This is a genomic window from Candidatus Syntrophosphaera sp. (assembly GCA_019429425.1).
Classification (GTDB): domain Bacteria; phylum Cloacimonadota; class Cloacimonadia; order Cloacimonadales; family Cloacimonadaceae; genus Syntrophosphaera.
This window is the reverse complement of record JAHYIU010000068.1, coordinates 1-13416: the sequence shown is the minus strand read 5'-3', so window position 1 is coordinate 13416 and position 13416 is coordinate 1. Positions and strand designations below refer to the sequence as shown.

Here is a 13416-nt window from a genome sequence, read left to right as displayed (position 1 = left end):
CGGCAGAAAGCCCGCAGGGGTTTGTAGAAGTAGATCGCTTTAAACCAGAGCATGTTTGTTCAGAAAGTAGCAAGCTCCTGCGGAGCTTCGCCGACGTCCCCGTCGGCGATCCCAGGAACTCGGATCAACCCCGCTGGTCCTGGTAGGCCCTGATCTCCGCCAGTTCCTTTTCGAAGCCGGCTTTGCCCATGAGGGCGTAGGTGGCGATCTTTCCGGCCTCCACTCCGGGCTGGTCGAGGGGATCGATGTGGAGCAGCTTTCCGGTGAAGACGGTCTGGATCTCGAACATCATGATGAATTCGCCGAGGTGGAATTCGTCGATGGCGGGGAAAACGATGTGGGCATTGGGCCGGCGGGCCTTGGTGAGGGCGATCTCGGTGGCGAGGCGTTCGGCGTTGAGCAGTTCGGAAAGCTTGCGTCCGCCAAGGTAGCTAACCTCGGGGCGGTCGGGATGGAGATCGGGGATGACGTAGTCGTGGGCGAAATTTTCGACGCTGAGGAAGGTGAAGACCTTGTCATTGGGGCCTTCGGCGTAGAGCTGGACCTGGGAATGTTGGTCCGTGGTGCCCAAAGCCTTGACTGGGGTCTGGCCCACGAAGACCTCGCGGCCCTTGGCGTCGTAACGCTTGCCGAGGCTTTCCGCCCAGAGCTGGCGATACCAGTCCGCCAGGTCGTAGAGCGAATTTGAGTAGGGCATCATCACGGAGATGTTCTTGCCCTCGCGCATGTAGATGTAATGCAGCAGGCCGTTCAGATAGGCGGGGTTGGCGAAGGTGTCCAGTTCCCCGCAGCGCTCGCGCATGGAGGCGGCGCCTTGGAGCAGGGCGGAGATGTCCATTCCGGTGAAGGCCGAGGAGACCAAGCCGACGTCGGTGAGGACTGAGAAGCGGCCGCCAACGTTGTCCGGAACGGTGAAGGAAGCGTAACCCTCCTGCGCGATGACCTGGCGCAGGAAGCCCTTCTCGCGGTCGGTGGTGATCACGATCCGCTTGGTGTAGTCCGCGGGATGGCGTTTTTTGATCAGGTCGGCCAGGATCATGTAGCCGGCCATGGTTTCCGCCGTGGTCCCGCTTTTGGTGATGATGTTGAAGATCGTCGTATCCAGGTTGACCTGGGCGAGGATCTCATGCAGGAAGACGGGATCGACGTTGTCATAGACGAAAAGCTGGCGGGGCAGGTTGCGCTCGGTTCTAAGAGCGGAATAGAGGGCCCGGTTGCCCAGGGCGGAGCCACCGATTCCGAGGACGACCATGGTGTCGAAAACCGGGTCGAGGCCTTCCATGAAGCTCCGGATGTGGCCGGTGTCCTGTCCGGGAAGGTCGTAGAAGCCCAGGACCCTGGCGCGGCGGTCGGCCTGGATCTCTTCATGGGCTTGCAGGCAGGCGTAGTAGTAGTCCTTCACCTTTTCAGCCGGTACCGCGGTGGGCAGGTGCTCCGATTTAAGCAGGTTCAAATGGTCGAAACGCAGCATGTTGTCTCCTTTATGCGTGGTTTGAAACGATGATCGTCGATTTTGAGCCCAAGCTCCGCAAATCTCCCCGGAAACTGTCACACTATGTGATAATAGGGCTTGAGCTGGTGGAAGACCAGGTATTCGATCGTGGCGAGGTTGGCGGAAAGGTCTGTTTTGCCCACCAGTTCTGTTAGGGCGGCGTCGCAGCGGCGGATGATGTTCTTGCACTGGAGATAGGATGAGGTGCCGACGCTCAGCTCGGAAAAGCCCATCCCGATCAGCAGGGGGATGTATTCCGGCTGGGAGGCCATCTCGCCGCAGATGGATACGGGTTTGCCGTGGCGGGAAGCCGCTTCCAGGGTGAGCCGGAGCAATTGCAGGACCGCGGGGTGGTGGGTGGTGTAATAATCCGCGAGGGCGGGATTGTTCCGGTCCGCCGCGAGGGTGTATTGGACCAGGTCGTTGGTTCCGATGCTGAAGAAATCGCATTTTTCGGCAAGCTCATCCGCGCAGAGGGCCGCGGAGGGTATCTCGATCATGACCCCGAGGGCGAGTTCCGCGTCGTAGGGGACGCCTTCGGATCTGAGTTCGCGCTGGCATTGCCAGACGACCTCGCGGGCCTTGAGAAAGTCCCTCAGGTCGGCCACCATGGGAAACATCAGCTTGATCCGGCCGTAATGGCTGGCGCGCAACACCGCCCTTACCTGGTTGCGGAAGACCTCCTGGCGGGCAAGGGAAAAGCGGATCCCGCGGAGGCCCAGATAGGGGTTTTCCTCATGGTTGGCCGGGATCAGGTGGGAAAGCTTGTCGCCGCCGAGATCGAAGCTGCGGATGGTGACGCTGTGGGGCGCGGCCTTTTCCGCCACTTCGCGGTAGAAACCAAAGAGAGTATCCTCAGAGGGCAGCTCGTCGCGGCCCAGGTAGTGGAATTCCGTGCGATAGAGGCCGATCCCGTCCGCCCCCAATTTGGCGGGCAGGTCGACCTCGGTGAGCAGGTCCAGATTGCAGCGCAGCTTGATCCGCCGCCCCTCCAGGGTCTGCACGGGAAGGTGGAGATTGCGGCGGGATTCCTCTTCTTTCTCCCGGTATTTTTCCAAAAGCTGTTCATAGAGGAGCACCGTGTTGGGGTCGGGTTTGATGATCACGCGGCCGTCGAGGCCGTCGAGGATGAGCCGGTCTCCGTCGCTGACCTTGTCGCAGAGTTCCGGCAGGCCGGTTACGGCCGTGATCTGCAGCGAACGGGAAAGGATCGAGGCGTGGGAAGTGAAGCTGCCTTGCTCGGAACACCAGGCCGGAACCTGATGGCGGGCGAATCCGCTCACCTGGGAGGGTGTGACCTCGGTCAGGACGGCGATCTGGTCTGGCTCCCAATTGGCCATGTCGTCGTGTTTGTGGCCCGTGATCTCGGCCAGAAGGCGATGTTGGACATCCTTGTAGTCGGCGGCGCGCTGGGCGAAATATTCGTTGCTCATGCTGTTGAACCTGCTCCTGACCTCGGAGAAGGCCTCCCGCACCGCCAGGGCGGCGGAAACGAGCCTGGCGCTGACGGTGGCCCGGATCTTTGGGATCAGCTCCGGGTCGCGCAGGATGAGCAGATGGGAACTGAGGATCTCCTTGTCCTCCTCGGCGCCTTTGAATTCAAACAGGTGTTGTTCGATCTCCCTTTCCACCGTGGTCAGGGCGTTGTGGAGCAATCTCAGCTCGGTGTCTATCTCCTCCCGGCCGATGGCCTGGCGGGGGATATCCCATTCCCGGGGCTGGATCTTGCGCGCCCTGCCGATCTTCAGGCCGGGCTGGATGACTGTTCCTTCTATGACAAGCATATTCTTTAGTCCTCCCCAAATCCCGCGGCGATGAGGGCTTCGATCTCCTCCAGGAGATATTCCTCGTCCACTCCGTCGGCGCTCAGTTCCAGCACAGACCCGCATTCGGCGGCCAACATCATCACGCCCATGATGCTTTTGCCATTCACTTTCATGCCGTTCTTCTCGATGAAGAAATCGCTGCGATACTTGGTCGCGGCCTTGACGACAAGGGCCGAGGGACGCGCGTGCAGCCCCAGTTTGTTGGTGACCCTAATTGTTTTCCGGAGCATCCAGGTTTGATGGGTTTGGCTTGAGCAGGGTCTGCCTGCGGATCTCTTCATGCACGAGGCGGTTGAAATCCTCGGCAGCGTCATAGCCGGAGCCTTTGAGGATCATGTTCATGGCCGCCACTTCGACGATCACGGAGACGTTTTTGCCGGGGGAAACGGGTAAAAAGATGATGGGAAGCTTCACGCCCAGGTGCTCGGCATAGTTGTTGGATAGGCCGATGCGCTCGTAATCCATGTTCTCCTGCCAGGGCATGAGCTCGATCTGGAGGTCGATGTTCTTCTGCTGGCGCACCCTTTCGATCCCAAACATGCGCTCGACGTTGACAAAGCCGACCCCGCGGATCTCCATGAAGTGGCCAAAATCGCGGCCGGACCTGCCGACCAGCTGATCGTCGATGAAGCGCAGGGTGATCAGGTCGTCGCCCACCAGGCTGTGGCCGCGGTGGATCAGGTCCAGGGCGCATTCGCTTTTGCCGATCCCGCTTTTCCCGGTCAGCAGGATACCCCGGCCGAACACGTCCACCAGGGTGGCGTGGATGGTCTTTTCCAGGGCAAAGATGTCCAGCAGGTAGCGGGTGAGCTGTTGGATGAGCTGGATCGTGGAAAGGCGGCTGGAAAGAATGGGAATGTTGAGATCGTTGGCCAGGTATTCGATGGCGGGGGGCAGGGTGAGGCCCTTGGTTACTATGATGCAGGGGATGTCGGCCTTAAAAACCTGGCGCACCCTGTCCAGCATCAGGTCTTCCTTGAGGCTTTGCAGATAGCGGACCTCCACCTCTCCCAAGATCTGGATCCGGTCCGCGGAAAAGACATCGAGGTAACCGGCCAGCGCCAGTCCGGGCCGATTCAGGTTTGGCGAGCTCAGCTTGCGGTTCAGGGTCTCCGGCTCGGTGAGCAGCGAGAGGGCCAGGTCTTTCTTCTTGCCGTCAAAAAATTCTCGGATGGTGATTTCTTTCATAGCGCATCCTTACGCCGCCCGCAGGGCCGGAGGGATCAGGTCCATCCGGCCGAGCGGAGGCTGTTGGTCAGGGTTCAAACAGTTTATAGTTATGATCGTCCCTTTTCACCAGGACGTTCAGGCGGTCGGTTTCGATGTTCTTGAAGATGAGGAATTCTTCCTTCTGGCTGTCGAGTTTTTCCATGGCTTCCTGAACGTTGAATATTTCGGGCACCACGCGTTTGGTTTTGATGGTTTTGCGAACTCTGCTTTCGGGGCTCATCAGGATGTCCGATTCACGGGAAAACTCGCTGAATTGGTCCTTCAGGGCCCGTTTCTGGTGGTCTGTCACACGTTCTTTCAGCTTCTTGATCTGCGCTTCCATTTTGTCCAGGGCGTTGTCTATGGAAAGGTACATGTCCATCTCCTCGGACTGGCTCTGCAGGTTGAACCTCGAAGCGTGCAGCGATATCTCGCAGATATTGCGGCTGTTTTCCAGGGCCAGGGTGGCATGGACCGTGATGATGTGGTCAAAATACTTCTTCAGCTTGAGGCAAGAAGTTTCCACATAGTCCCGGATCGCTTTCGTCAGTTCGAAATGGCGGGCTGTAATCGTGATCTGCATGTGTGATTCCTCCTTATCAGATTTTGTTTATGGATAGGTTGGAGAGGTCCTCAAGGGATTCCTTGATCGCCTCGGATAGGGTGGGATGGGCAAAAACTACTGATTCTGCCACGTCGGCACGCGCGCCCAGCGAGATCAGGATCGCGCCCTGGGCGATTAGTTCCGCGGCATGGGGTCCGATGATGTGCATTCCCACCAAAGCTGATGTATCGGCGCGGGCGATGGTCTTCACGAAGCCAAAGGTGTCGCTCATGGCCAGGGCCTTGCCGTTGGCGCTGAAGGGGAATTTCCCGATCTTGATCTCGCCGTACTTCTGGCTGGCCTCGGCTTCGCTGAGCCCCACTGAAGCTACTTCCGGCTTGGTGAAGGTGCATCTGGGAATGTTGGCATAATCCAGGGTCGGGTGATGAAACTCGCTTCCACTCACCAGGCTGCGGATGTGGGCCGCGGCGATCAGGCCCTGTTTGCTGGCTGTGTGGGCCAAAGGCAGTTTGGCGGTCACATCCCCGATGGCGTAAACATTTGGCAGGCTCGAGCGCATCATGGCGTCGATGCTTATGGCCCCGCGCTCGGTTTGGGGGGCCGTATCTTCCCAGATCAGGTTCGATTGGGGATCCCGGCCCACGCTCAGCAGGGCTTTTTCCACTTCCAGGCTCTTGCCGTCGGATAGCTGCAGTTCCAGCCCCTCCTCTGTCTGCCGGGCGCTTTCGACCCCCACTCCCGTGGAGATCTTGATCCCGGCTTTCTTCAGGGCCAAAGTGAGACGTTTGGCAATTTCCTCATCCTCGGTGGAAAGGATGCGGGGCAAAAACTCGATGATGTGGGTTTGAACTCCAAAACTGTTCAGGATGGAGGCAAATTCGCAGCCGATCACGCCTCCGCCCACGATGGCGATGCTGTGGGGCAGCTCTTCCAGGCCCAGGATGCCGGTGGAACTGAGGACCTTCTCTTCGTCGATGGCAACGCCGGGCAGCTCCTTGGGAACTGAACCGGTGGCTACGATCAGGTATTGGCCCCAGATCTTGTTTCCCTCACTGGTTTTGGCCAGGTAACCGCCATCGACGTGGGCAACCCTTTCCGCCCTCTCGTGAATGATCGGGATCCCGCGCTTGCGGAATAGGTGTTCCACTCCACCCACGAGTTGCTCCACGACCGCGTTCTTGCGTTCGAAAACCTTGCGGTAATCCAGATCGATGTTCACAGCGGGCAGGCCAAAGGACTCCGCCTCAGCCAATTCTTTCAGCAATTCCGCGCTTTTCACCAAAGCCTTGGTCGGGATGCAGCCCCAGTTCAGGCAAACTCCGCCGATCCGGCCGCTTTCTATGACCGCGCACTCAATGCCATACTGGTTGAGGCGGATGGCCGTTTCATATCCACCCGGTCCCCCTCCGATGATGACGACCTGATACTTGGACAAATATCCTCCTTTATTGCCTTCGCAGGCGGCTGTTCAGGATACCGAGCTCGGATCTGTATTTGGCCACGATCCGCCGCGAGATGTTCAAACCTTCGGTTTTTAGCTGGTCAACGAGCTCCTGGTCGCTGAAAGGGTGTTGTTTATCCTCCAGGTCGACCATGTGGATGATATATGACTTCACGCGCTGGCGCGAGATGCTTTCATAGTTGTCGTCAATGCCCGCCGTGCTGCTGAAGAAATCCTTCAGGGCATAGATCCCGTAGGGGGTTTCGGCAAATTTGTGTTTGACCACGCGGGAGATTGTGGATTCGCTCACGGACAGGTCCTGGGCAATTACGGAATAGGTGAGCGGCTGCATGATCCCGTTGCCGGTCTCAAAGAACTCCAACTGGTGCTTGATGATGGAGCGGGCCACCCTCTCCAGGGTGCGGGTGCGCATGTAGATGCTCTTGATGAGGAATTTGGCGCTGTTGATCCTATCTCTCACGAAAGCCAGAGTCTGTTTGTCAAAGGTGCCGCGGTTGATCATCCTGCGGTAGCGGGGGCTGATGATGATATTGGGGGTGATGTGGTCATTGATGATGACCTCGAATTCGCCCTCGATCCTCTTGATCGTGATGTCCGGAAAGACGTAGGCCGCGTTGGGGGCAAGGATGCGCAGGCCCGGCTTGGGGTCCAGCTTGGCCACGATTTCCTTCACCGAGTGGACAAACTCCTCGGAAACCCCGAAATGGGAGGCTATCTTTTGGTAACGGCGATGGATGAGGTTTTCAAACTGGTCTGTGCATACCCCCACCAACACCCGGTTTTGCAATTGTTCTTCGCTGAGCTGGGCCAGCAGGCATTCGCTCATGTCGCGGGCTGTGATCCCCTGTGGGTTGAGGTGCAAAACGATCTGATGCAGTTCATCGGCCCGGGCGGGTTTGATCTTGTATTGCCGGGCCACGCGGTGGATGTCATAATTAAAGGGCAGAAATCCATAGTTGTCGCAGCTATCGAGCAGTTCGACGGCAAAATCCACCTCATTCTCAGGCAGGGAAAGCGGATACAATTGCTGCAGGAACTTGTCCTTGCCATTTTCCTCATAGCGGATCAGGGACTCGCCATATTCGGGATCAGGTTCCTGATGCCAGCTTTCATAGCTTTGGTGGTATTCGTTCCACTGGTCCAGAATCTCGGTCAGTTCCCGGGCTTCGGAGAGGGTCTGGCCCCCTTCCTCGGCGCTTTCAGCGTCCTCCAGGGAGATCTTGCTTTCGGCCTCCGGTGTTTCCTGGTTCCGCTCTTCGCCGTCCTCTTCTTCCTTTTCCTCGCGCAGTTCCAGCAGCGGATTCAACTCCAGCTCCTGCTTGATGTAGGCCTCCAGCTCCAGAATGGGCAGGGCCAGCATCTTCAGGGATTGAAGCATCTTGGGCTTGAGAGCAAGCTCCTGCTTCTGCTTGAGGGACATCTGCTGGCTGAGTGTGTTCATGATCTTGGCTCGAATGGATTGCTCAGGAACCTGTCTCCCAAATAGACTTTCTTGGCTTTTTCATCATTGATCAGCTCCAAAGAAGAACCGGAAACTATGATCTTTCCTTCGAAGATAATATAAGCCCGGTTGACGATTTTCAAAGTCTCAATTACGTTGTGGTCGGTGATCATGACGCCGATATTCTTGTCCCGCAGCTTGCCGATTATGTCCTGGATGTCCGCCACGGCGATGGGATCGACCCCGGCGAAAGGTTCGTCCATGAAAATGAAGGTGGGGTTGGTGACCAGGGACCTGGTGATCTCCAGCTTGCGCCGTTCTCCTCCGGAGAGAGTGTAGGCCTTTTGTCTGGCCAGAGGGGTCAGGTTCAGTTCCTCCAAGGCCGCTTCCAGCCGGACTTTCTGTTCTTTTTTGCTGATCCCCAGGGTTTGCAGGATCGCCAGAATGTTGTCCTGGACGCTGAGCTTGGCAAAGATGGAGGGCGATTGGGCCAGATATCCAAGCCCCAGGCGGGCCCGGCGGTACATCGGGTAGCGGGTTATGTTCCTCTCGTCGAGGAGCACCTTGCCCCGGTTTGGTTTGGCCAGGCCGAGGATCATATAGAAAGTGGTGGTCTTCCCCGCCCCGTTGGGACCCAGGATGCCCACAACCTCGCCCTGGCTCATTTCCATGTTCAGATCATTCACCACGGTGCGCTTGCCATATACTTTGACCAGATTCTGGGCCAGAATTTTGTGATTATCCATACTACTATACTACTTTGAAAGGGCTTGCTTGTCAAGAATTGTCGTTGAACTTGTAGATACCTTTGACGCCCCGGCGCATTTTCATTGATTCCAGTTTGTTGTCGGCATTGAACTTGGCTTCCAGATAGCTTCCCTCCGCCGTGTTGATAAAAAAGTCGCGCTCTCCGGTCTGTTCCTGATAATAATGGTAGCTGACGGAGCTTTCGGCCTGGAATTCCCGGATCGCTTCGTCCTTAAAGGCGATCGTGATGTAATTTGCCTTCACCCAATTGATCTTCTCGCCCAGCCGTTCCTCGGAAAAGTGCACACGGCAGCTATCCACTAGCTCCGCCCGGGTCAGTTTCCTATCCTCTAGGAAGAGATAGAATTCCCGGGCCTCGGCGCTGGCAAAATCGGAGCTGAACCTCGGCTGGCCGGTGAAGACGGCCTTGTCCTCGCGCAGGAAATAGATCAGAAAATCGCTGGTCGCCTGGTAATCCCGGCTTTGGGCGAGCACGTTGAAAGTGGCCACCAGCTTGCGCTCCTCGTCAAAGAATTCGATCCGGTCCGCGCTCACAAAGAGGGTGTCCGCTCCGGCCGATTCCACCCTGGGGTCCTCGATCATATAGGCATAGCCATTCTTGCGGTCCCAAAAAGCGTAGCCGCAGGTAGCCGTGGCCTTTTCATTCTGGTCATATGAAGACACATCCTGCCAGACCGTGACAGTGTCGTTTTTTTGGTTGTAGATGCCGTAGCGGGAACGGAACCAGCGGAAAGTGCCGTCCTGCCTGGTTTCGGAGATGTGGACCCTGCCCCCGGCGTTGAGTTCTTCCGGGATCCTGTAGTAGGCGAGGCTGTCGGCTGTGAGGGTCAGTGAATCGTTGCTTACTTTCACGTTCCCGTCCAGCCGGGCGATCTTTTGCTGGTCGAAAATCAGGGCCCGGTCACAGCGGAATTCCGTTTCGCCATACCAGAAATGGACCCTCCCATCCAGCCGCATCACCTGTTCGTCACGTTCCTTGGTCAGGAACAGCCTGTCCGAATGGATCACGCGCAGTTGCTCGCGCGCGGCCTGGCCCCAGAGCGGCAGGACCAGAAACAGGAGCAGGCTACCAATCCAGGTAATCTTCACCAAAGTATCCTTCCGCGGAAACGCTGTCCATCAGGGTGGGATAGATGCTGAGATTGGTGCGCAGGTTCTTGCCGCGCAGAACGTTGCCTTCCCGGATCAGGGTCACGTTGTCCGGCGCGGTGATCTCGTCCATGTTGCGGTCCCAGATCAACCGCGAGGTCTGGACCTTCACTCCTGGAGAGCTCAGCCGCACGTTGCCAAAGGCGAAGATCTGGTTGCTGGCGTCATTCACGATCGTGCTGTCAGCCAGGAGCACGGAGGTCTCGCCCTTTTTGTCGTAAGCCGTGATCTCCACTTCGTAGGCGTTCAGGACGCGCCGGTCGTAATAGCGATCGATCCTTGCGGCCTTGAGGATATAGGCGATCCCTGCCTCGTCAAATTCCGTTATCGTTACATTTGTACTCGTCTCATCCGCCAATCCGCCCTTCATTCTCGCGGTCGCCAGGTCCAGATTGCTATCCCCGCAGGCGGCCAGCAATAGAAGCAACGCCAGACAGCTAAACAAGCTGCTTGAGATAAGCCTGCAAGGCCTGGTCATAAATACCTTTGTTTTCAAACACATACTCGATGCATTCCCGCACCGCGCCGTGCCCGCCCGAGCTCACCGTCACGTGGTCCGCCAACTCGCGAAAATTTGCCAAAGCGTCGGCAGGACAGACCGAAACCGCCGCGCTGAACATCGCGCCCAGGTCGTTCCAGTCATCCCCCATATAAAGCACATTGCTGAAATCCAGCTTCAATTTGTCCAGCAACTGCTTGAGGCAGGTGAGTTTATCGGCGACACCCTGGAAGAGGTAATCCACTTTCAGGTCTTCGCAGCGGCGTTGGAGGATGGAGGAATTCCTGCCGGTGATGATCGCGGTCTTGATGTCGGTCTGGCGCAGGAGGATGAAGCCCATGCCGTCATGCGCGTCGAAATTCTTGGTCTCGTTGCCGGCGCTGTCGTAGATGATGCGCCCGTCGGTCAGAACCCCGTCACAATCGAACACCAGCAGCTTGATCTTGTCCCACCGAACCAGCGGTTTCTGGGGCTTGATGATCTTTTTAAAACTCATGATTTTCCTTTGAGGGCAGAGCTGATCTGCAGGCAGTTGCGGACCAGCGGTTCCAATTGGTCCAAAGGCAGCATGCTCGCCGCGTCGCTTAGGGCTTGTTCCGGATGGGGATGCGTTTCCAGAAAGAGGCCTCTGACCTTATTCGTGGCGATCGCCGCGGCGGCCAGCATCGGCGCGTATTCGGGATTTCCTCCTGATTTAATGCCCGTTGAGGGCAACTGCAGCGAATGGGTGACGTCATATACGACGGGATGGCCCAAGGCTTCCATGATGGCAAAGGAGCGGAAATCCACCACCAGGTTGTGATAGCCGAAGCTGCTGCCCCGCTCGGTGAGCAGGACCTTATGGTTGGCGCCGGTTTTGAGGGCCGCCTGTTGCATGTCCTCCGGGGCCATGAACTGGCCTTTCTTGATGTTGACGATCCTTCCGGTGTCAGCCACTGCGCGGATCAGATCGGTTTGGCGGCTCAGGAAGGCCGGGATCTGCAAGATGTCGCAAACTTCAGCCGCGGCCTCGACCTCGGCCTGTTCGTGCACGTCGGTCAGGAGCGGAAGGCCGAACTGTTCGCCGATGCGCTGCAGGGACTTCAATCCAGCTTCCAGCCCGGGCCCGGAATAGGAATCTCCGGAACTGCGGTTCGCCTTTTTATAGGAGGCCTTGAACACCACCGGTATTCCCGTCTCGGCCCTGATCCGGACAAGGGTTTGGGCCACCTCTTCCATAACGGAACTGTCTTCCACCACGCAGGGCCCCGCGATCAGGAAAAACCCCGCCGCCGTTTTGAGCCGCTGATATAAGTCCATCAAACCTGCCTATTTAAGCGTTTTCACCTCTTCCCAACTGAAGATGGCATCGTCCCGGCCGAAATGGCCGTAGGCGGCGGTGGGAAAGTACACCGGCCTTTGCAGGGCAAGGTATTTAATGATTCCCATTACTGTCAAGTCAAAACTCTCGCTGATGATCTTTTCGATCTGGGTGTCGGGCATTTCCCCGCTGCCAAAGGTATCCACCATCATGGAAACCGGCCTCGCCTCGCCGATCACGAAACTGAACTGGATCAGGCATTCCTCCGCCAGACCTGAAGCTACAACGCTTTTGGCGATGTGCCGGGCCATGTAGGCCGCGCTGCGGTCGACCTTGGTGGCATCCTTGCCGGAAAAGGCCCCGCCGCCGTGCTGCGCCCAGCCGCCATAGGTGTCCACGATGATCTTTCTGCCCGTGAGGCCCGTATCGGAGGCCGGACCGCCATCCACCCATTCCTCCAGCGGATTGATCTTCACCTTGTAGCGGTCTGCCCGGAACGTGCTGCAGGCGTCATTTTCCATCTCTGCGATGGTGGGCTTGATCACCAGTTGTTCGATCGCATCCTTCATGGCGGCGAATTCTTCCTTTCCCAAAGGCAGATGATGGGTGGAAATGACCACAGTTTCCAGCGAAACCGGCTTCCTGCCGCAATAGCGGAAACTCACCTGGGACTTGGCGTCGGGCAGGATGTGGGGTATGGAGCCATTCTTGCGCAGCAGGGCCAGGTTTTGCAAAAGCTTGTGCGCCATGGCGATCGGCACCGGCATCAGGTGCTTGGTCTGGTTGCAGGCATAGCCGAACATCAGGCCCTGGTCGCCAGCCCCGTCATTGTCCCGCAGGGCTTTTTCCTGGGCGTGGAGGAGGTCCTTGATCCGGCAATTGTGGTCAAAGCCCAGCCCCGGATGCACATAGCCGATGTCAGTGATCACCTTGCGGACGATTGCTTCATGCTCGGATCTGAGGCTTCTCCGGGAGGTGATTTCTCCGGAAAGCACCACCTGATCCTTGGTGCAAAGGGTCTCGCAGGCCACCCGGGCGCGCGGGTCACTTTCCAGATAGGCGTCCAGGATGGCGTCCGAGATCTGGTCGCAAACCTTGTCCGGATGCCCTTCCGAAACGGATTCCGAGGTGAACACATACTCGTTCTTGGTGCAGGGCTGGGGTTCATGCAAAGCTGTCATTTTTATGCTCCTTATGTCTTAAATACTTTGTAGAGAGCGGCCTTGCCCTGCCTCCCCGGCGGATAAAAAAAATCCGGCCGCTAAAGCCGGAGATGTAAAGGTCCGCACTTTAGCACATTATTTCCGCGGAGCAAAGGGCAAATCGCCGCATTATAAAAGTTTGGTACATCTCCGGGGATTCGAACCCCGGACCCACTGATTAAGAGTCAGTTGCTCTACCAACTGAGCTAGAGATGCACGATTTTGAGCATAAAATTCCAAGCGCCGTCCCCTGTCAAGGGAAAATAATCCTGGCATTCCCCCATTTTTTATACCAGCCTGATTTTCAACTGCCAAGGTTCGATCAGATCGGCTCTATAAGGTGAGGTGTCGTAGTGTCTGGAGCTACTGAGGCAGATTTGCATGACCTGACTGATTCGGTAGTACACAAACTGCTGCAGTTTAGCCCAGTCCTTTGCCCTAAAGCAGATCAGCTTCGGGAAAGCCTCTGCAATCTTCACTATGATGTCTTTACATGAGTAGAT

Annotated in this window: 14 protein-coding genes and 1 tRNA gene; all 15 read right to left on the bottom strand. The window is 57.3% G+C overall.

Annotated elements, in window-relative coordinates; all coding sequences use genetic code 11:
* Window positions 1–124 precede the first annotated feature (124 nt).
* Window positions 125–1471 (bottom strand): glucose-6-phosphate isomerase, encoded by a 1347-nt coding sequence (locus K0B87_07495; GenBank protein MBW6514583.1) that lies wholly within the window; start codon window positions 1469–1471, stop codon window positions 125–127.
* A gap of 77 nt (window positions 1472–1548) precedes the next feature.
* Window positions 1549–3276, bottom strand: coding sequence for a phosphoenolpyruvate--protein phosphotransferase (gene ptsP, locus K0B87_07490; GenBank protein MBW6514582.1), 1728 nt, complete (start codon window positions 3274–3276; stop codon window positions 1549–1551).
* A gap of 5 nt (window positions 3277–3281) precedes the next feature.
* A complete protein-coding gene (locus K0B87_07485) occupies window positions 3282–3548 on the bottom strand; it encodes an HPr family phosphocarrier protein (protein MBW6514581.1) in 267 nt (88 codons plus the stop codon).
* The gene (gene hprK, locus K0B87_07480) at window positions 3529–4506 is read right to left on the bottom strand and encodes an HPr(Ser) kinase/phosphatase (GenBank protein ID MBW6514580.1); all 978 of its coding nucleotides are present in this window, start codon (window positions 4504–4506) and stop codon (window positions 3529–3531) included. Before hprK ends, K0B87_07485 begins: the two co-directional genes overlap by 20 nt.
* A 67-nt stretch (window positions 4507–4573) precedes the next feature.
* The gene (gene raiA, locus K0B87_07475) at window positions 4574–5110 is read right to left on the bottom strand and encodes a ribosome-associated translation inhibitor RaiA (protein MBW6514579.1); all 537 of its coding nucleotides are present in this window, start codon (window positions 5108–5110) and stop codon (window positions 4574–4576) included.
* 16 nt (window positions 5111–5126) lie between these two features.
* A complete protein-coding gene (gene lpdA / locus K0B87_07470) occupies window positions 5127–6527 on the bottom strand; it encodes a dihydrolipoyl dehydrogenase (protein ID MBW6514578.1) in 1401 nt (466 codons plus the stop codon).
* A 10-nt stretch (window positions 6528–6537) separates the two neighbouring features.
* Window positions 6538–7995: an RNA polymerase factor sigma-54 gene (gene rpoN, locus K0B87_07465; protein MBW6514577.1), complete on the bottom strand. Its 1458-nt coding sequence runs from the start codon at window positions 7993–7995 to the stop codon at window positions 6538–6540.
* Complete coding sequence (lptB, locus tag K0B87_07460) at window positions 7992–8741, bottom strand: LPS export ABC transporter ATP-binding protein (protein MBW6514576.1); 750 nt, start codon at window positions 8739–8741, stop codon at window positions 7992–7994. The genes rpoN and lptB overlap by 4 nt, the downstream gene beginning before the upstream one ends.
* Window positions 8742–8772: 31 nt before the next feature.
* On the bottom strand, window positions 8773–9855 hold the full coding sequence (locus K0B87_07455) for a hypothetical protein (GenBank protein ID MBW6514575.1): 1083 nt from the start codon (window positions 9853–9855) through the stop codon (window positions 8773–8775).
* On the bottom strand, window positions 9830–10390 hold the full coding sequence (lptC, locus tag K0B87_07450) for an LPS export ABC transporter periplasmic protein LptC (protein MBW6514574.1): 561 nt from the start codon (window positions 10388–10390) through the stop codon (window positions 9830–9832). The genes K0B87_07455 and lptC overlap by 26 nt, the downstream gene beginning before the upstream one ends.
* Entirely contained in the window at window positions 10350–10907 is a 558-nt protein-coding gene (locus tag K0B87_07445) for an HAD hydrolase family protein (GenBank protein MBW6514573.1), read from the bottom strand. The genes lptC and K0B87_07445 overlap by 41 nt, the downstream gene beginning before the upstream one ends.
* On the bottom strand, window positions 10904–11710 hold the full coding sequence (kdsA, locus tag K0B87_07440) for a 3-deoxy-8-phosphooctulonate synthase (GenBank protein MBW6514572.1): 807 nt from the start codon (window positions 11708–11710) through the stop codon (window positions 10904–10906). Before kdsA ends, K0B87_07445 begins: the two co-directional genes overlap by 4 nt.
* A 9-nt stretch (window positions 11711–11719) precedes the next feature.
* Window positions 11720–12892, bottom strand: a complete 1173-nt coding sequence (metK, locus tag K0B87_07435) for a methionine adenosyltransferase (GenBank protein ID MBW6514571.1) — start codon at window positions 12890–12892, stop codon at window positions 11720–11722.
* Between the two features lie 161 nt (window positions 12893–13053).
* Window positions 13054–13129: transfer RNA gene (locus K0B87_07430), tRNA-Lys, on the bottom strand.
* A gap of 71 nt (window positions 13130–13200) precedes the next feature.
* Window positions 13201–13416, bottom strand: a 216-nt coding sequence (locus tag K0B87_07425) for a hypothetical protein (GenBank protein MBW6514570.1), incomplete at its 5' end; no start/stop codon positions are given.

Excerpts from the sequence above, each read along its gene's own strand:
- K0B87_07495 (MBW6514583.1), bottom strand. The coding sequence starts at position 1,471 with ATGCTGCGTTTCGACCATTTGAACCTGCTTAAATCGGAGCACCTGCCC.
- lptC (MBW6514574.1), bottom strand. The coding sequence starts at position 10,390 with ATGACCAGGCCTTGCAGGCTTATCTCAAGCAGCTTGTTTAGCTGTCTG.
- K0B87_07445 (MBW6514573.1), bottom strand. The coding sequence starts at position 10,907 with ATGAGTTTTAAAAAGATCATCAAGCCCCAGAAACCGCTGGTTCGGTGG.
- hprK (MBW6514580.1), bottom strand. The coding sequence starts at position 4,506 with ATGAAAGAAATCACCATCCGAGAATTTTTTGACGGCAAGAAGAAAGAC.
- raiA (MBW6514579.1), bottom strand. The coding sequence starts at position 5,110 with ATGCAGATCACGATTACAGCCCGCCATTTCGAACTGACGAAAGCGATC.
- K0B87_07485 (MBW6514581.1), bottom strand. The coding sequence starts at position 3,548 with ATGCTCCGGAAAACAATTAGGGTCACCAACAAACTGGGGCTGCACGCG.
- lptB (MBW6514576.1), bottom strand. The coding sequence starts at position 8,741 with ATGGATAATCACAAAATTCTGGCCCAGAATCTGGTCAAAGTATATGGC.
- metK (MBW6514571.1), bottom strand. The coding sequence starts at position 12,892 with ATGACAGCTTTGCATGAACCCCAGCCCTGCACCAAGAACGAGTATGTG.
- ptsP (MBW6514582.1), bottom strand. The coding sequence starts at position 3,276 with ATGCTTGTCATAGAAGGAACAGTCATCCAGCCCGGCCTGAAGATCGGC.
- kdsA (MBW6514572.1), bottom strand. The coding sequence starts at position 11,710 with ATGGACTTATATCAGCGGCTCAAAACGGCGGCGGGGTTTTTCCTGATC.
- rpoN (MBW6514577.1), bottom strand. The coding sequence starts at position 7,995 with ATGAACACACTCAGCCAGCAGATGTCCCTCAAGCAGAAGCAGGAGCTT.